Source organism: Kitasatospora sp. NPDC001175 (genome assembly GCF_053598215.1).
Genome location: NZ_JBSFJU010000010.1, coordinates 149,114 through 167,523, shown reverse-complemented (window position 1 = coordinate 167,523; position 18,410 = coordinate 149,114). Strand labels below are relative to the sequence as shown.

Below are 18,410 nucleotides of genomic sequence, written 5' to 3'. Positions count from 1 at the left end.
ACGGTTCACAACCGGCTCCGTCCCGGCCGCTGAGCTTAGGCACGGGCACTGGTGGAGGAATGAACGCCGTCTGTCGGCGGCGTTCAGAGCGCGGTCAGATCTTGATCACTGGACTTCCCTAACGTTCTCGCCAAACATCCGAGAGATTGGCGTCTTCGTGGAGCAGGGACTTGCGCCGGTGCCGGAGGGCCCGAGGCGGCCTTACCGGGACCAGTGGGAAGCGGCGGTCGCCGAGGCCTACGCGGACGAGCTCGACGTCGCCGACGTCTCGATCGACACCGCGTTCAGCACATCCGGCGACGACGAAGCGGCCGCCCGCATCGCCGACCGGCTGTTCGAGACGACCCGCGCCCGGCTGCCCCGGGCCGAACTCACCGCCCGCGACACCGTCGAACGGGTCGCCGCGTACCTGCGCGAGCGCGCGCCGTCCGACCGCTGCCTCCAACTGCCGGCCGATTTCGATCCGCATGCTCCCTCGCTGTTCTACTTCCACTCCGCTTCCGGCACGGCGATGGCCATCAGGACCCTGCGTTCGGTGCTGCCGGTCCAGTCGGTCGGCGTGCGCGCCGCCGGGATGGAGGGCGAACGCGAGGTGCCCCGCAGCATCGAGGAGTTCGCCTCGATCTACCTGGAGGAGCTACTGCGGCTGCCGGCGGAGCAGCCGTATCTGCTGTGCGGCTTCTCGACCGGTGGCGCGATCGCCTTCGAGGTCGCCTGCCGGCTGCTGGCGGAGGGTCGGCGCGTCGCGATGCTCGCCCTCATCGACAGCCAGCCGCCGGACCCCTCGCTCGCCGCGGGGGTGTCCTCGGAGGAGGTCCTGATCGGCGGCAGACTGCAGGAGTTGCTCCGCCGGATCGGCGTCGACGTGCCCTACACCATCACGGTCGGGGACGCGGGCGTCGTCAGCAGCCTGAAGGAGGCCCGCGTGCTCGCGGAGACGGTCGGACCGGAGGTCCTGCGGCGCCAGCTGGAGGTCTTCGCCCGCACCCTGCGCGCCGACCGGTTCTACCACCCCGGCTACTACGCCGGAGACCTGCACTACTTCAACGCCCACATCGCCGACGACCTGGTCGGCAACTGGGAGCCCCACGCCCGGCGCGTCATCCGCCACCGCGTCGAGGCCGACCACCACGAGTACTCGATCTTCCCCGACCCGGGATTCCGCACCGAGTTCGTGGACGCGGTCCGCGACGCCTTGCCAGAAAGGCCGTGACAGGCATGATCGAGAGCACTCCGTCCGCACCGCCCGCGCAGCAGCGTCTGAGCAGCCACGTCGAGTGGACCGAGGCCCGCGTCGAGAACCACGAGCTGAACCTCCGTGAGTTCGAGCAGCGGGCAACGCTCCTGCACAGCCTGCCCCGGGTGCTGTTCGTGGAGCTGACCGAGAACTGCAACCTCTCCTGCCCGATGTGCCGCTCGGCCGGCAAGTTCGACCGCTCCCGCAACATGAGTCAGGAGCTGTTCGACCGGATCGCGCGCGAACTGTTCCCCACCGCCGAGATCGTGGACCTGCGCGGCTGGGGCGAGAGCACCATTCTGAAGAACTTCCCCCGGTTCGTCGACCAGACCCTCGATTACGGCTGCCGGGTCCGCATGGTGACCAACCTGACGGCGTTCCACGAGGCGACGTGGCGCAAGCTCGTGCGTTCCGGCGCCCTGATCTCGGTGTCCTTCGACGCCGGCGAGCGCGAGACGTTCGGGAAGGTCCGCCGCGGCGCCGACATGAACGTGGTGCTGCGCAACCTGGAGGTGCTGGTCGACGAGGCACACGCCAGCGGAGTGGGCACCGGCAACATCCACCTCAACGTGACCGTGCAGCCCGCGGCACTCGACGAGCTGACCACCATCGCCAAGCATGCTGCACGGCTCGGCGTCGGCATGCACCTCAGCCCGATCACCCTCCCGGACGGGCATCCGGACCAGCTGCTGCACCACCGTCCCGACGTGTTCCGCGCGCTCGCCGAACTGGCGGAGGTGACCGAGTCCACCGAGGTGGACGTTCAGCTCAACACGGCGCTGGACGAGCTGTGGGCCGACGACGACACGGCGAACAAGACCTGCACGCATCCGTGGATGTACCTGTACGTCAACTACCGCGGCGGCGTGGGCTTCTGCGACCACCTGATCGGCTCGCCCGCGGAGCACCATCTGGTCGGCGATCTGAACACCTCCGGCCTGCGCGAGATCTGGAACAACGAGCAGTACCTGTCGTTGCGCGCCCAGCACGGCGCCGGCCGCGAGCACATCGACCCGAAGTTCGAGGACTGCCGGTGGTGCTACCGCAACCGCTACCTGGACTTCGACCACGAGTCGTACCAACCGTACGAGCAGCACCGGACGCGGCTGACCCGCTCCCTGTGCGCGTCCTTCGTGCCCGGTCCGGCGACCGCGCCGCCGGGGAGCCGGCTGCTGCCGTTGTCCGTCCACCCGGCGCCCGCTGCCGAGGGGGACCAGTGACGGCGCCGCGACGGCCCGCGTGGCCGGAGACGGACGAGCGCTCCCACCTGCTTCCGCTGGCCGGCTCCGACTGGGCCGTGTGGCGTGACGTCGTGCTGCGCGGCGCCGGCTTCCCGGTGACCGAGGCGGGCCGGCTCTCGGCGCCCGGCCTGGCGCAGGCCGCCGGTCTGCCGGACCAGGAGTTCGACGAGCTGTGGAAGGCGGAGCTCGAACGGCTGGCGGACTCGCTGCGCGAGGTGGCGGCCGACCCGCGGTTCCGCGAGGCCGTCGCCTGGCAGAACCCCGCCGCGGTGCGCAGCGCCGTGGACAAGGTCGGCCGCCCGGCCGAGCCGGGCCGCACCACAGAGCTCAAGCATCTGCAACTCGTCGCCAACTACCTGCAGCGGTACACGGTCAAGAACGACACCATCGGCTTCTTCGGCCCGGCCGCCTGGGGCCGGTTGACCGAGTCCGACCGGCCGATGGACTGTGCCGGCGGGCCCGGCCTGCTCGCCGACCGCACGGTCTACTTCGAGAACTGGGCGATCGACACGCTCGCCCGGCGACTGTCCGACCAGCCCGGCATGCGTCCATGGCTGCGGCCGGTGCTCTCCGGCGGGGTGTTCGTGGACGACGACCGGCTCCTGCGTCCTTATCGGGAACCCGTCGAGCTGCCGCCCGGCGTCCTGTCCCTGCTCCGGATGTGCGACGGATCGCGAACCCTCGCCGAGCTGGCGGCGCGGCGGGACACCTCGACGGTCGACTCGATCGTCGAGGAGCTGCGGCCGTGGCTGGACGACGGCGTGGTACGGATGGACCTGAGCGGTCCGATCGAGGCGCATCCCGAACGGACGCTGCGGGAACGGCTCGCCCTGGTCGGCGACCGAGAGCCGCGCGAGCGCGCGCTCGCCGCGCTCGACGAGCTGGAGCGCGGCCGGGACGCGGTCGCCGCGGCGGCCGGCCGGCCGGACCGGCTGATGGCCGCCACCGCGGCGCTGGACGAGGCGTTCCTGCGGATCACCGGCAGCGACGCCGTACGCAGGCACGGCGAGATGTACGCCGGGCGGACCCTGGTCTACGAGGACACCAGGCGCGACGTGGATCTGGAGATCGGACGACCGGTGCAGGCAGCGATCGGCGGGCCGCTCGGCCTGGTGGCCGACAGCGCCCGGTGGTTCGCCGGCCGCGCCGGCCGCAACTACCTGGACCTGTTCGGTTCCCTGCTCGACCGGCACAGCCGCGCCACCGGCCGCGACCGCCTTCCGTTGTCCCAGCTGCTGGGGATGGCCACCCGGCAGCTGACGCCCCGCGGCGGGCCGCCGGAGCCGGTGGCAGACGCGGTGTCCCGGCTGCAGGCCAAGTGGGCGCGGATCCTCGAGCTACCGGACGGCGCGCGGCGCCACGAACCGACCGTCGAGTCGATCCGGGACGCGGTCCGCCGGGAGTTCCCCGCGACCGCCCCGTTGTGGTCCGCGGCACGGCACCACTCCCCCGACCTGATGATCGCCGCGGCCGGGCTGGACGCGGTGCGCCTCGGGCGGTTCACGGCGGTGATGGGCGAGCTGCATCTGGCCACGAACACGCTCGAGGCCCGCCCCTTCGTGGAGCGGCACGCGGACGTCGGCCGGCTGCTCGAAGCCGCGGAGCGCGACCACGCCGGCCGCCGCTGGTATTCGGTGCCCAGCAAGGACTCACCGCTGGTCAACTCCCGCAGCTACCCGGCCGCGCTGCTCTCGCCGCACTTCCGGTACTGGTGCCTGCACGACAGCGACACCGGCGCGCCCGGCCCGGTGTTCCCGTCCGCCGCGTTGGAGGTGTGCCGCGAGGACGGGCGCCTGGTGGTGGTCTCGAAGACCGGCGAGGGACCGTGGGACCTGCTGGAGGTGCTCGCCGAGCAGGTCTCCGCCGCGATCGTGGGCGCTTTCCGCCCGCTAGCGCCGGCCCGGCACCTGCCGCGGATCTCGATCGGCCGCCTGGTGGTCCAACGGGAGGCCTGGAGCTTCGAGCCGGCCGAGCTGGAGTGGGCGTTCGCCAAGACCGCGGCCCGGCGGTTCCGGGAGGCGCAGAAGTTCCGGGAGGCGCACGACATGCCGGTGCGGACTTTCTGCCGCGTGCACACCGAGCGCAAGCCGACCCTGACCGACTTCAGCAGCGTCCTGATGCTCGAGCAGACCGCGCGCGCGGTGCGCCGGGCCGCGGCGGACACCGCCGAACGCCGGAGCGTGACGATCTCGGAGATGCTGCCGGACCTCGGCCAGACCTGGCTGACCGACGCCGCCGGCGCGCCGTACACGGCCGAGCTCCGGATGGTGCTCGTCGACCCGCTCGGCACCGAGGGAGCCCGACTGTGACCCCTGCGGCCATCGAGGCGTCCGGGCTCGGCCGGTCGTTCACCGTGGCGGAACGGGACGCCGGGCTGCGCTCGGCGGTCGGCGTCCTGGTCCGCCGGCGCAAGCAACAGGTGCACGCCCTGCAGGACGTGGGCATCCGCGTCGAGCCGGGAGAGATCGTCGGCATCCTCGGCGCGAACGGGGCAGGAAAGACCACCCTGCTCAAGCTGCTCTCCGGCCTGCTCCACCCCTCGGCGGGATCGGTGCGCGTACTCGGCCACGATCCGGCCCGGCGCGAGCCGGCCTACCTGCGCCGCATGGCGCTGGTCATGGGCAACCGGTACCAGTTGCAATGGGATCTGCCCGCCGTCGACTCCTTCGAGCTCAACCGGGCGATCTACCGGATCCCCCGCGAGCGTTTCCGGCAGACCAGGGACGAACTGGTCGAACTGCTGGACCTCGGCGACCTGGTGCGCAAGCCGGTACGCAACCTCTCGCTGGGCGAGCGGATGAAGATGGAGCTGGTCGGCTCGCTGCTGCACCGGCCGGAGATGCTGTTCCTGGACGAGCCGACCCTCGGCCTGGATGTCGCCATGCAGCGGCGGATCCGGACGTTCGTCGCCGAATACAACCGGACCCGATCCGCGACCGTGCTGCTGACCAGCCACTACATGGCCGACATCGAAGCGCTCTGCCAACGGGTCGTGGTGGTCCACTGCGGCCGGGTGCTCTACGACGGAGACCTGTCGCGGCTCGGCGAGCGCTTCGCCGCGCACCGCGACATCGAGGTGACGCCGACCGATCCCGGCGTGGACCTGAGCGGGTTCGGGGAGTGCCGGCCCGCTTCCGCCGGGCGGTTGCGGGTCCGGGTCGAGGCGGCACGGGTGCCGGAGGTGACGACCCGGCTGCTGGCCGGGGGTGGGGTCACGGACCTCACGGTGACACGGCCCGCGATCGAGGACGTCATCGAGCACATCTTCACCTCGGACGCGGTCGACCTGCGGGTCGACGGCGCCGACCCGGCGGGCCGCGGCGCCCCGGCCACGGCGGCGGCTCCATGACGGCCGGGGGCGCGGCGGGCCGCGTACGGGCGCTGGGCGCCTTCTACGCGGCCGCAGGCCGGCAGTCGATGACCCAGCAGCTGACCTATCGCGCCAGCAGCCTGCTGCTGATGGTCGGCATGCTCACCGAGCCGGTGATCTACCTGGTCGTGTGGTCGGCGATCGCCCGCTCCCAGGGCGGATCCGTCGACGGATACACGCCGGGCACCCTGGCGGCCTACTACATCACCTGGACCCTGGTGCGGAACATGAACGTCGGCTACGCGCCGGCCGGGTTCGAGCACCGGATCACCACCGGCCGGATGTCGGGCCGGATGCTGCTGCCGATCCATCCGATCCACTACGACCTGGCCGGCTTCGGCGGGGCCAAGATCGTCTGGATCGCCCAGTGGCTTCCCGTCGCCGCCGTGCTCGTCCTGCTGTTCCACCCGACGGCGCATCCGACCCCGGCCGGTGTGCTGGTCTTCCTGGTGTCGATCTGGGCGGCGTTCGTCATCCGCTCGCTGTTCCTGTGGCTGATCGGGCTGGTGACGTTCTGGACCACCAGGGCGAGCGCGCTGTTCGAGCTCTACCTCCTGTTCGAGCTGCTGCTGTCCGGACGGCTGGTGCCGCTCACACTGCTGCCGCAGTGGATGCGGAGCGCGGCCGGGTGGTTCCCGTTCGAGTGGACGTTCAGCTTCCCGATCAACACACTGATCGCACCCGGCCCGGCCCCGCGGCTCCTGGCAGGGCTGGGCGTCCAGGCGCTGTGGATCGGCGTGGGAGCGCTGCTCGTGGCGGTGGTCTGGCGGCGCGCCGTGCGCCGGTTCACCGGGGTGGGCGCGTGAACATCCGACTGGCCGCGCTGTACCTGCGCCTGCTGCTGCTCAACGAGATGCAGTACCGGGCGAACTTCCTGCTGCGCATCGTCACCTCCGTGCTGTCCCTGGGCACCGCGGTGATCACACTGGCTCTGGTCTTCCGCCAGGTCCAGCGGCTGGACGGCTGGGACCTGGACCAGCTGGTGGTCCTGGCCGGCGTCTACACCACCCTCAGCGGCTTCACCCAGATGCTGGTGATGCCCAACGCACTGGCCTTGTTGACGGACATTCAGGAGGGCACCCTCGACGCGGTGCTGCTCAAGCCCGCCGGTGCCCTGCTGGCCGTCAGCGTGCGCTCGTCGAAGGTGTGGCAGGGGCTGGACGTGGCGATCGGCCTGGCCACGACGGCGACCGGTGCGGTGCTCTCCGGCGGCGTGGGCCTGTCGGCGGTCCCGGTCTTCGCCGTCACGCTGCTGTGCGGGGCCGCGCTGATCTACAGCTTCCTGATGTCGATCGCCATCAGCGCGTTCTGGTTCGTGAAGTTGGACAACGTCGCCGAACTGTTCTCGGGCCTGTTCCAGGCGGCACGCTGGCCGGTCGGCCTCTACCCCGGGTGGATGCGGATCGGGCTCACGGTCGTGATCCCGATCGGCCTGGCCGTCACGTTGCCCGCCGAAGTCCTCACCTCCCGGGCGACCGGGGCGGGCCCGGCCGCGTTGGCCGCATTCGCCGCCGCCGGCCTCGCCTTCACCCGGTTCCTGTGGCGGCGCGGTCTGCGGCGCTACTCGGGTGCCTCAGCCTAAGACCTCGTACGGAGATCCTGTGGACATCAGCCTCTTCTATTTCGCCGACGACGCGTCGCGCACCGACCAGGGACGCTACGACCTGCTGCTCGACGGGGCCCGGCTGGCCGACGACGCGGGTCTGCACGCGGTGTGGACACCGGAGCGGCACTTCCATCCCTTCGGGGGTCTCTACGCCAACCCGGCGGTCACCGGCGCGGCGGTCGCGGCCGTCACCCGCCGGGTCGGGGTGCGGGCCGGGAGCGTCGTGCTGCCGCTGCACGATCCGATCCGTGTCGCGGAGGAGTGGGCCATGGTGGACAACCTGTCGAACGGGCGCGCCGCGCTCGCTTTCGCGTCCGGCTGGCACGCGGTGGACTTCGCCCTGACCCCCGAACCCGAGACCGCCTACCGGGAGCGCAAGACCACGCTGGCGCAGCACATCGAGGTGGTGCGCAGGCTGTGGGCCGGCGAGGAGGTCATCCGGCTGGATGGCGGCGGCGAGCGGGTCGGCGTCCGGATCTATCCCGCACCGGTGCAGCCGGACCTGCCGTTCTGGATCACGAGCTCCGGCCGCCCGGACACGTTCCGGCTGGCCGGTGAACTGGGCGGCAATCTGTTGACCCACCTGCTCGGCCAGCGCCCGGACGTGCTGAAGCGGAACATCGCGCTCTACCGGGAGACCCTGGCCGCCCGGCACGGAAGCTCGGCGCGCGGCCGGGTCACGCTGATGCTGCACACCCTGATCGGCCGCTCCGACGCCGAGGTGCTGGAGCTGATCCGGGAGCCGTTCAGCGGCTACCTGGCCAGCTCTCTGGACCTGACCGGCACGTCCGGGCCGACCGTCGAAGGCATCGACGAGCTGACCGAGGCGGACCGCGAAGCCCTGCTGCGCCGGGCCTTCGACCGTTACTCACGCGACAGCGGCCTGTTCGGGTCCCCGGACACCGCGCGCCGCACACTCCGGTCCTTCGAGGACATGGGGGTCGACGAGGTGGCCTGCCTGATCGACTTCGGTGTCGAGCCCGAGGCCGTGCTGAGCGGCCTTCACCGGATCGCCGACCTGGCCCGTGAGCACGCCTGAAGCTCCCGAACGAGAAACGAGAAGACCGATGACACTGCACGAACTCGTCGCCGCGGCGGCCCGGCGCGACCCGCAGGCACCGGCGGTGATCACCTCGCACCGCACGCTCAGCTACGCCGAGCTGGACGGCCTGGCCGAGGCCGTGGCCGAACGGCTGCGCGGATCGGTGCGCCCCGAAGAGCTGATCGCCGTGGCCCTGGACAAGGGCTGGGAGCAGATCGTCGCGGTACTGGGCGTCCTGAAGGCGGGGGCGGCCTACCTGCCGCTCTCCGCCGACCTGCCCGAGGCCCGGCTCCGGCAGCTGGTCGAGCTCGGCCGCTGCTCCCATGTGCTCACGCAGGCCTCGCTGCTGACGTCCGCGGCCTGGCCCGCGGACGCGGCCGTCTCCACCCTGGAGGGCATCGACCCCGCGCCGGCCGGACCGGCCGCGGGCACCCGGGACAGCCTGGCCTACGTCATGTTCACGTCTGGCTCGACCGGCACGCCCAAGGGCGTGATGGTGGAGCACGGCGGCGTCGCGGACACCGTGCTGGAGATCAACCGGCGCTTCGGCGTCGGGCCGCGGGACCGCTCCCTCGCGCTGACCTCGCTCAGCTTCGACCTGTCGGTCTACGAGATCTTCGGCCCCCTGGCCGCCGGCGGCGCGGTCGTCGTACCGGACCCGGAGCGTGCGGGCGACCCGGCGCACTGGGCCGAGCTCATGGAGCGGCACGGGGTCAGCCTCTGGCACACGGTGCCGGCGCTGCTGGAGATGCTCGTGTCCTGGCTGGGCGAATCCGGCGCGCCGGCTCCCGGGCCGCTGCGCCTCGCGGTGCTCAGCGGTGACTGGATCCCGGTGGGCCTGCCGGACCGGGTGCGCGACCGGTACCCCGCGGCCCGCGTGGTGAGCATGGGCGGCGCGACCGAGACGTCGATCAACTCCCTCATCTACGAGATCGGCGACGTCGACCCGTCCTGGACCAGCATCCCCTACGGCGACCCGCTGCCGGGCGAGGGCTGCCTCCTTCTCGACGACTCGCTCGCGCCGGTCCCGGCCGGGACCGCCGGCGAGCTCTGCATCACCGGCACCGGCCTCGCCCGGGGCTACTGGGACGACCCGCGGCAGACCGAGGCCGCCTTCGTCCGGCACCCCGAGCTCGGCGTGCGCATGTACCGCACCGGTGACCGGGCCCGGGTCCGCCCCGACGGCACGCTGGAGTTCCTCGGGCGAAGCGACCTGCAGGTCAAGATCCACGGATTCCGGGTCGAGCTCGGCGAGATCGAGGCCGCGCTGCGCGGCGCCGCAGACGTCGACCAGGCGATCGCCGTCGCGCTCGGCCCGAAGACGGCGCGCGACCGCGTCGTCGCCTTCGTCACCCCCGGCCCGCACACCGTGCCCGACGAGGCGGCGATCACCGCCGAGCTCGCCGAACGGCTGCCCGGCCACCTCGTCCCGCGGCGGATCCACGTGGTCGCGGCACTCCCGCTGACCGCGAACGGGAAGGTCGACCGGGCCGCGCTCGCCGCGACGGCCGCGGCGCGGACGGGCCCGGACGCCGAGCCGCCGCGGCCGGGTGCCGAACAGCAGCTCGCGGACATCCTCACCGAACTGCTCGGCCGCCCCGTCGCCGACCGCTCGGCCGACTTCTTCGAGCTCGGCGGCAACTCGCTGCTGTCCGTCCAGTTCGTCACCCGGCTGCGTCGGCGGCTCGGGCTCGACATCCCCCTGGGTCTGCCGCTCCGGCGGCGCACGATCGCCGGGATGGCCGAGGCGCTCGCCGGCCTGCCCGCCGTGCGCGAGGCCGCGGAGCCGAGGCTGGCTCCGCGCGCCGACACCGGGCCGGCACCGGTCTCCTTCGGCCAGGAGCAGGTGATGTTCCTCGACCAGCTGGCCGGGGGCGACCGCGCCTACCACTTCCAATGCGTCATCCGCTTCCGCGGCGAGCTCCGGCCGGACCTCGTCCAGCGGGCCCTGACCGAGGTCACCCGGCGGCACGAGATCCTGCGCACCACCTTCCACCTCTCCGAGAGCGGCCCGATCCAGGTGGTGCACGACCCGGCCGAGGTGCCGCTGCACGAGCGCGATCTGCGCGAAGCCGCGGACGCCGACCGCGAAGCGGCGCTGACCGCGGCGCTCCGCGCCGAGTTCGACCGCGACTTCGACCTCGCCACCGGCCCGCTGGCCGTGTGGACCCTGATCCGGCTGGCGCAGGACGACTGGGCCCTGGTCGAAACCGAGCACCATCTGGTGCACGACGGCTGGTCGGTCTCGGTGTTCTGGCGGGAGATCGGCGAGCTCTACTCGGCGTGGGCGGACGGGCGCGAACCCGAGCTCGCCGACCTGCCGGTCCAGTTCGCCGACTACGCCGCCTGGCAGCGGGGGCGCTACGCCGTCCGGCGTGGGCAGGTGCTTCCGTACTGGACGGATCGGCTGGCCGGCGCGGGCACCTTCGACCTGGCCGTGAGCCGACCGCGCCCGCCCAAACAGACCTTCCGCGGCACGGCTATCCGGGTCGCGGTGCCCGACGACCTCTATGCCCGGCTGCGCGAGTGCGGGCGGGACGAGGGCGTGTCGCTGTTCGTCGTCATGTTCGCCGGGTTCGCCGTGCTGATGAACCGTTACAGCGGGGCCCGCGACCTGACCATCGGCTCCTGGCTGGCCAACCGCGACAGCCCGGAGACCGAGAACCTGCTCGGCATGCTGGTCAACATGGTCGGCATGCGGCTGCGGTTGGACAAGGACCTGTCCTTCCAGGAGCTGCTGGGCCAGACCCGCGACGCCGTGCTGGAGGCGCTGGCGCACGGCGAGGCCCCCTTCGAGGACGTCGTGCGCTCGTTGGACCTGCCGCGCGACCCGAGCCGGAACGCGCTGGTGCAGACCTGCTTCAGCTTCCACGACTCGCCGGTGCCGTCGTTCGACTGGCCGGGGGCGCGGGGCACGCTGGTCGAGCACAACAACGGCAGTGCCAAGTTCGACCTCAACGTCGTCGTCATCCCCCGCGCCGAGCAGCTGCGCCGGGCGGGCGACCCGGGCGAGCGGGAGAAGCTCGCCCTGATGTGGGAGTTCAACACCGATCTGATCGACCAGGACGCGGCGCAGCGCATGGTCGACCACTACCTGCGGCTGCTGAGCTCGGCGGTGGACGATCCGAGCGGGGCGGTCGACGCCCTGGACATGCTCGTGCCCGAGGACCACACGGCCATCGCCGCCTCCAGCGGGACGGCGCGGGACTTCCCGGTCGCGGACGACGTCGTCGCGCTCATCGCGCGCCAGGCCGCCGCGCGCCCCGACGCCCCGGCGGTCACGGCGGGCGGGCGGACGCTGACCTACGCCGAACTCCAGGCCCGGGCCGACGGGCTGGCCGGCCGGCTGGCCGCGCTCGGCATCGGCCCCGGCCACCGGGTCGGCCTGTGCGTCGACCGCTCCGTCTCCACCGTGGTCGGACTGGTGGGCGTGCTGCTGACCGGCGCCGCCTTCGTGCCGCTGGACCACCGGCACCCCGCGGCTCGGAACGAGTATGTGCTCGACGACGCCGACGTCAAGGTCATCGTGACCACTCCGGAGATCGGCGGCCGGTTCCCCGGCCGTCACAAGGAGTTCGTCAACGGTAAACCCGGACCGGCTCCCGAGCACGTCGCCGACCCCGGGAGCGAGGCGTACGTGCTCTACACCTCGGGCTCGACCGGCCGGCCCAAGGGCGTGCGAGTGCCGCGGCGCGCGCTGGCCGGACTCCTGGCCTCGATACGGGCCCGGATCGGCTTCACCGAGGCCGACACGCTGCTGGCCGTGACCACGCTGGCCTTCGACATCTCGCTGCTGGAACTGTTGCTCCCGCTCGTGTCCGGCGGCCAGGTGGTCATCGCCGACGAGAGGTCGGCCTCGGACGGGGAAGCGCTGGTCGGCCTGCTGGCCCGGCACTCGGCGACGGTCATGCAGGCGACGCCGCTGACCTGGCGCATGCTCGTGGCCGCGAAGTGGTGGCCGGCCAACCGGTTCACCGCGCTGTGCGGCGGGGAGGCGATGCCCGCAGACCTGGCGGCGGAGCTGGTCGAACGGGCCGCCGTGTGCTGGAACCTGTACGGCCCCACCGAGACCACCATCTGGTCGACGGCGTACCGGCTCGACGGCGGCGAGTCGCCAGTGCCGATCGGCACGCCGCTGGCCAACACCTTGGCCCGGGTCCTCGACGACCGGCTGCGGCCGGTGCCGCCGGGCCTGCCGGGCCAGCTCTACCTGGGCGGTACCGGAGTCGCCGACGGCTACACCGCCGCCGGACTCACCGAGGAGCGCTTCACCGCCCTGCCAGGCGAGGACGGCCGGTTCTACCGGACCGGCGACGTGGTGCGGTTGCGGAGCGACGGCGGGCTCGAGTTCCTGAATCGCGCGGACCGGCAGCTGAAGCTGCGGGGCTACCGGATCGAGCCGACCGAGATCGAGCAGGTGCTGCTCGCCCACCCTGCCGTGGCGGATTGCGCCGTCGAGCCGAAGGGCGACCCGGCCAGACTGATCGGCTACGTCGTCAAGGCCGACGCCGCCGTGACCTCCGCCGAACTGACCGAGCACCTCGCGGCCGCGCTGCCCGCCTACATGGTGCCGCAGGCACTCGTCGACCTGGATCAGCTGCCTCTGTCGCCGAGCGGCAAACTGGACCGGGCGGCGCTGCCGGAGCCCGGCCCGTCGGCCGGGACCGCGGACGCGGCCGACCGCGCCCCGCTGACCGGGCCCGAGCAGGAGATGGCCGCGCTCTGGTCGGAGGTACTCGGCGGTGTCGCCGTGGGGCCCGACGACGACTTCTTCGAGATCGGCGGGCACTCCCTGCTGGCACTGCGCCTCGTCTCCAGGGTCCGGGCGAAGCTGGGCGGCGCGATCAGCGTGGACACCGTGTTCGACTTCCCGACGGTGCGGTCGATGACGGCCGAGCTGGGCAGGACGGGCCGATGAGCACCCGGCAGGCGTTCGCCCCCACACCGGCCGCCGCGGCCTACGTGGGGGAAAGGTTCGGGCTGGCCGGCACCGCGCTCGGCGCGGAGCCGACGGCCCGCGGGCTGTGCGGCCGGATCTGGGAGCTGACGGCCGCCGGCACCCGGCACGCGCTCAAGGAGCTGTTCTGGGACGACGACCAGGACGAGCAGGAGATCCGCGGCCGGGTCCGGTTCGAGACTGCGGCGCGGGCCGCCGGGGTCGGGTGCCCGCAGAGCCTGCCCACCGTGGACGGCGACTACCTCTGCCGGCTTCCCCCTGAACTCGGGAACGTATACGTCCGGCTCTACAGCTGGATCGACGGCAGGCCCCTGACTCCCGCGGACCATGCCGCCGAGCACGCCGCGGACTGGCTCGGCGACTGCCTGGCCCGGCTGCACCGGCTGGCTCTGCGGGACCCGGGCGCCGGTGCGCCGGACAGCAGGTTCGAGCGCGTGCCGACCGCGGATCAGTGGCAGGAGCTGCTCGACGCGCTGCGCGCACAGCGCGTCGAGTGGGCCGACGGGCTCGAACGGCTGATGCCCGCCGTCGGGGAGCTGTCCGAGCTCGTCGTCCCCTTGGACCGGGACGCCCTGGTCATGTGCCACCTCGATCTCACGCCCGCGAACGTGATGCGTGAGCGCACCGGCGGGTTCGTGCTCGTCGACTGGGACAACGCCGGACCGGGCTCGGCCGACCACGAGCTCGCCGCGGCCCTGATGGCCTGGCACGCCCCCGACGGCCGGGCGCGGACGGACCGCGTCGCCGCCACGGCGGCAGCGTACGCACGGGCTGGCGGCCCCGGCCGCGTCAGGGACCTGTCGTGCTTCTCCGGGTACCTGGGCACGGTCCTCAACAACCTGTACACGCAGGCGTCGGTCGCGATCGCGGCGGACGCGCACGAAGAACACCGAGAGCTCGCGCGGACCAAGGTCCGGCAGGTGATGGCGAACCTGCCCAGCCGGTCCGCACTCGAACAAGTCGGCCTGAGCGCCGAGAACCGATGAGAGGGACACAGCGATGACGATGGAGTACGGGAAGATCGCCGGCGTGGACCGCGAGGTCTCGCGCATCACGCTCGGCACGTCCGGCATGCGGACGTACGAGAAGGCCGCACCCCTGCTGGAGCACTTCTTCGGGCAGGGCGGCAATCTCCTGGACACGGCCTTCGCCTACGGCGGCGGCGTGTGCGAGGAGGTCCTCGGCACGTGGCTGGCCCGCAACACGCCGGACGAGCCGCCGGTGATCATCGCCAAGGGGGCGCACCCGCCGAAGTGCGCGCCCGAGACGATCACCGAAGAGCTCTCGATCTCCTTGGAGCGCCTGGGCGTCCAGTGTGTGGACGTGTACCTGCTGCACCGCGACGACGAGCAGGTCCCGGTCGGCGAATGGGTGGACGCGCTGGAGGCCGAGGTTCGCGCCGGCCGGATCGGCGCCTACGGCGGTTCCAACTGGCGACGGGCCCGCGTCGAGGAGGCCACCGCGTACGCGCGTTCCACGGGCGGGCAGGGCTTCGCCGCGGTGAGCAACCACTTCGCGCTGGCGGAGATGGCCGAGCCGCTGTACCCGGGGTGCATCGCCGCCGATGAGGACGACCTCGCCTGGTTCGCCCGGAATGACGTGGCGCTGATCCCCTGGTCCAGTCAGGCGCGCGGGTTCTTCTCCAGCGTCGACCCCGGCCTGCTCGACCCGAACATGGTGCGCTGCTGGGACACGCCGGCCAACCGCGGCCGCCGCGAGCGCGCCCAGCGGCTGGCCGCGCGGCTCGGCGTCGAGACGATCAACGTCGCCCTCGCCTACGTGCTTGCGCACCCGGCGGCCTTCCCCATCATCGGGCCCCGCGACCCGGCCGAGGCCGCGATCGCGCTCGGTGCCCTGAACATCGAGCTCGACGCCGCCGCGCTCGCCGAGCTGAACGGCGACGGGCGGCTGGGCTGAGCCCACCGGCCGGACAGGGAGGAATACGATGACGAGTCGGGAAGTACTGCCGAGCCTGGTCGGCGACGTCTCGGACTTCTACGCGAAACACTGGCGCACCGCTCCGGCGGTGTTCAGGCCGCGGGAGCGGGAGCAGGCGCCCGACTCGACGGGCCCGATCGGGTCGCCCAGCCCGATCAGCCTGCGGGAGGTCGACGACGCGATCGATTCGGGACTGCTGCGCGTGCCCTACGTGGAAATGGTGCGCAAGTCCACGCCGATCGACGCAGGCGACTACACGAAGGCTCGCACCGTCAACAACGTGCTCGCCGAGGGCTTCGCGGACGCCGAGGGCATCAGGCGCATGATGGACGACGGCGTGACCCTGTTGCTGCGCAATGTGGAGCACTGGCACATGGCCACCCGCGAGGCCGCCACGCTGCTCGAACGGAAGCTCGGGCACCGCGTCGAGGCGTTCCTGTTCGCCACCCCGCCCGGCGAGCAGGGTCTGCCCGTACACCGCGACGACGCCGACGTGCTGCTGGTGCAGATCCAGGGCGGCAAGCGCTGGAAGGTCTACGACGGACCGCGCAACACCGCCTGGTCGCCGGGCCGGGCCGGCAACGTGGGCCCGGCGCTGCTGGCGGAGGTCGTGCGCGAGGGCGAGGTGCTCTACATCCCGCGCGGATACGCACACGAGGCGGTCGGAGAGCAGGACGAGCTGTCCGTGCACCTGTCGTTCACGATCCGGGAGGTCGGCCGGTCCGAGCTGTACTCGGCGTTGGAGCGCCTGTTGCTGGACGGGATGCCGCTCAACCACCGCCCCCGCACCGAGCAGGAGCTGCTGGACGACGCCGAGCACCTGCTGGACCGGTTCCGTGCCGGGGTCGACCGCCTCACCGCCGCCGATGTCCTCGCCGAGGCACGCCGGGCGGAGGCCATCGGCGGTGAACCCGCCCGATCCGCGCTGGCCAGGCGCACAGTGGAGACGCCTTCGTGACGCTGGCACGAACGCCTTGAAGCCCCTGCGGATCCGGCGGCGTGTTCAATTCGGAATTCGGACGGCGTCCACCCATCGAGGCGGAGCCCACCGCGGCGATCGGCGCGGCACCTTTCCAGCGCACCTCGGAGCGCACGCCATCCGGACGGCGCGACCGGGACTTCCCGGTCACCGCCGGGGAGACGATGTGGTGGTTGACCCGGGCCTTGAACTCGGCGATCTCGGCGTCCAGCAGTGCCTGGTTGATCCGGCGGCGCCGCTGCGGCAGGGACGGGGAGAACCTGCTTCACGATGCGCGTTGTGCTGGTTCAACTACCGGGACACCTCGAGCGACTGGAGTTGACCGTTGGATCCGCATTCCGCTGTTGTTGACCTGCGGCGATCGCCTCGCGAGCCGGAACGCCCGGCTCGCGGGCTGCGCGCTGCCGTCACGATCCGCCGGAATGTCCGACAAGTACCGGCATTCGTACGCCGGTTCCACTGCCGGAATTTCGACGCGCCGGACGTCACTGCATTTCGTAGCATTACGCCGTCGTCACCCAAGGGCTGTGTGCGACCATCTTTTCGGAATTCGCAGGCGCCTCTTGCCAATGGGTTGACAGTACAGAGGCCCTTCTTTTCGAGTGGAGCCAGTTTCCGTAGTCGCCGCACCGGCGGTGGATCGATTCATTTATGCTGGAATTCGGCAGTCGGCGCCGTGATCAGTTCCCGCGCCAAGGTGAACCGGATAAGTCATCCACTCTTGAATATTGTCCAAGCGTCGCTCTGGGGGGTTGTGCACACAATGAGCTCCCGTACAAGTATTGATTTGGTCGTGGTCGGCCTGGGCTATGTGGGCCTACCGCTGGCCCGTGGGGCCGCTCGGGCGGGCCTGCGGGTGGCAGGCTTGGACCTGAGCCGTCCGGTGGTGGACGGGCTCAACGCGGGGCGCTCCCACGTCGATGACATTTCCGACGCCGACGTGGCGGCGATGCTGGACCACGGGTTCAGGGCCACCACCGAGGCCTCGGTGATCGCCAGCGCGAAGGCGGTGGTGATCTGCGTGCCGACGCCGTTGACCGAGCATGGGGCTCCCGACCTGTCCGCGGTGAACAGCGCGGTCGCCATGGTGGCCGATCATCTGCGAGCCGGGACGCTGGTGGTGCTGGAGTCGACGACCTACCCGGGCACGACCGATGACGTCGTCCGGCCAGCGCTGGAGGCCGGCGGACTGCGCGTCGGGATCGACTTCCACCTCGCTTTCTCCCCCGAGCGCATCGACCCGGGAAATCCCGACTTCGGACTTGAGAACACCCCCAAGGTGATCGGGGGGTGCACTCCGGACTGTACGAAGTCCGCCCGCCGGCTCTACGAGCATTTCGTCGGGGAGGTGGTGGAGGCCAAGAGCCCGCGGGAAGCAGAGATGGCGAAACTCCTTGAGAACACCTACCGGCACGTCAACATCGCGCTGGTCAACGAGATGGCCATGTTCTGCCGTGAGATCGACGTCGACCTGTGGGACGCCATCCGCTGCGCCTCGACAAAGCCGTTCGGATTCGCCCCGTTCTATCCCGGGCCCGGCGTGGGCGGCCACTGCATTCCCATCGACCCGAATTACCTCTCCTACAAGGTCCGGTCGCTGGGCATTCCGTTCCGGTTCGTCGAGCTGGCGCAGGAGATCAACCAGCGGATGCCGGTGCACGTCGTCCAACGGTCGGTCGATCTGCTCAACGGCCGGGGCAAGGCGATGAACGGCTCTCGGGTGCTGCTGCTGGGTGTCACCTACAAGCCCGACATCTCCGACCAGCGCGAGACGCCGGCCACCGCGCTCGTGCTCGGACTGCGACGACGCGGGGCGGACGTCCGGTACTACGATCCCAGGGTCGCGACCTGGGGCGTGGCCGGAACACCGGTGGAGCGGGTGACGGACTACCTGGCCGACGCCGAGACGGCCGACCTCACGATCCTGCTACAGCCCCACAGCGACATCGACGTCATCAAGCTCGCCGATCGCGCAGATCTGCTCTTCGACACGCGGGGGAAGACCCTCGGGCACCCGCGAGCGGTGCAGCTGTGACCATC

12 protein-coding genes are annotated in these 18,410 nt (G+C 71.6%); all 12 read left to right on the top strand.

All coding sequences use genetic code 11. From position 1 onward, the window contains the following. Positions 1-157: 157 nt before the first annotated feature. The 12 genes from ACWDAK_RS10695 (at position 158) to ACWDAK_RS10640 (ending at position 18,405) form a co-directional block, all read left to right on the top strand. Positions 158-1,213, top strand: coding sequence for a thioesterase domain-containing protein (locus ACWDAK_RS10695; RefSeq protein WP_427393981.1), 1,056 nt, complete (start codon positions 158-160; stop codon positions 1,211-1,213). Positions 1,214-1,218: 5 nt separating this feature from the next. Then, positions 1,219-2,457: a radical SAM protein gene (locus tag ACWDAK_RS10690; protein ID WP_344636007.1), complete on the top strand. Its 1,239-nt coding sequence runs from the start codon at positions 1,219-1,221 to the stop codon at positions 2,455-2,457. Then, the gene (locus ACWDAK_RS10685) at positions 2,454-4,787 is read left to right on the top strand and encodes a lantibiotic dehydratase (protein WP_427393980.1); all 2,334 of its coding nucleotides are present in this window, start codon (positions 2,454-2,456) and stop codon (positions 4,785-4,787) included. The genes ACWDAK_RS10690 and ACWDAK_RS10685 overlap by 4 nt, the downstream gene beginning before the upstream one ends. Next, positions 4,784-5,827: an ABC transporter ATP-binding protein gene (locus ACWDAK_RS10680; RefSeq protein ID WP_344636009.1), complete on the top strand. Its 1,044-nt coding sequence runs from the start codon at positions 4,784-4,786 to the stop codon at positions 5,825-5,827. The genes ACWDAK_RS10685 and ACWDAK_RS10680 overlap by 4 nt, the downstream gene beginning before the upstream one ends. After that, complete coding sequence (locus ACWDAK_RS10675; RefSeq protein ID WP_427393979.1) at positions 5,824-6,654, top strand: ABC transporter permease; 831 nt, start codon at positions 5,824-5,826, stop codon at positions 6,652-6,654. The genes ACWDAK_RS10680 and ACWDAK_RS10675 overlap by 4 nt, the downstream gene beginning before the upstream one ends. Then, positions 6,651-7,430, top strand: coding sequence for an ABC transporter permease (locus ACWDAK_RS10670; protein WP_344636011.1), 780 nt, complete (start codon positions 6,651-6,653; stop codon positions 7,428-7,430). Before ACWDAK_RS10675 ends, ACWDAK_RS10670 begins: the two co-directional genes overlap by 4 nt. A gap of 19 nt (positions 7,431-7,449) precedes the next feature. After that, positions 7,450-8,493, top strand: a complete 1,044-nt coding sequence (locus ACWDAK_RS10665; protein ID WP_344636012.1) for a MupA/Atu3671 family FMN-dependent luciferase-like monooxygenase — start codon at positions 7,450-7,452, stop codon at positions 8,491-8,493. A 28-nt stretch (positions 8,494-8,521) separates the two neighbouring features. Then, on the top strand, positions 8,522-13,414 hold the full coding sequence (locus tag ACWDAK_RS10660) for an amino acid adenylation domain-containing protein (protein WP_427393978.1): 4,893 nt from the start codon (positions 8,522-8,524) through the stop codon (positions 13,412-13,414). Beyond that, on the top strand, positions 13,411-14,439 hold the full coding sequence (locus ACWDAK_RS10655; RefSeq protein WP_344636014.1) for a phosphotransferase enzyme family protein: 1,029 nt from the start codon (positions 13,411-13,413) through the stop codon (positions 14,437-14,439). Before ACWDAK_RS10660 ends, ACWDAK_RS10655 begins: the two co-directional genes overlap by 4 nt. Before the next feature lie 13 nt (positions 14,440-14,452). Beyond that, entirely contained in the window at positions 14,453-15,370 is a 918-nt protein-coding gene (locus tag ACWDAK_RS10650; RefSeq protein ID WP_344636015.1) for an aldo/keto reductase, read from the top strand. Between the two features lie 28 nt (positions 15,371-15,398). Continuing rightward, positions 15,399-16,349, top strand: coding sequence for a JmjC domain-containing protein (locus ACWDAK_RS10645; protein ID WP_344636016.1), 951 nt, complete (start codon positions 15,399-15,401; stop codon positions 16,347-16,349). A gap of 784 nt (positions 16,350-17,133) precedes the next feature. After that, entirely contained in the window at positions 17,134-18,405 is a 1,272-nt protein-coding gene (locus tag ACWDAK_RS10640) for a nucleotide sugar dehydrogenase (RefSeq protein ID WP_344636017.1), read from the top strand. The last annotated feature ends 5 nt before the right edge of the window (positions 18,406-18,410 follow it).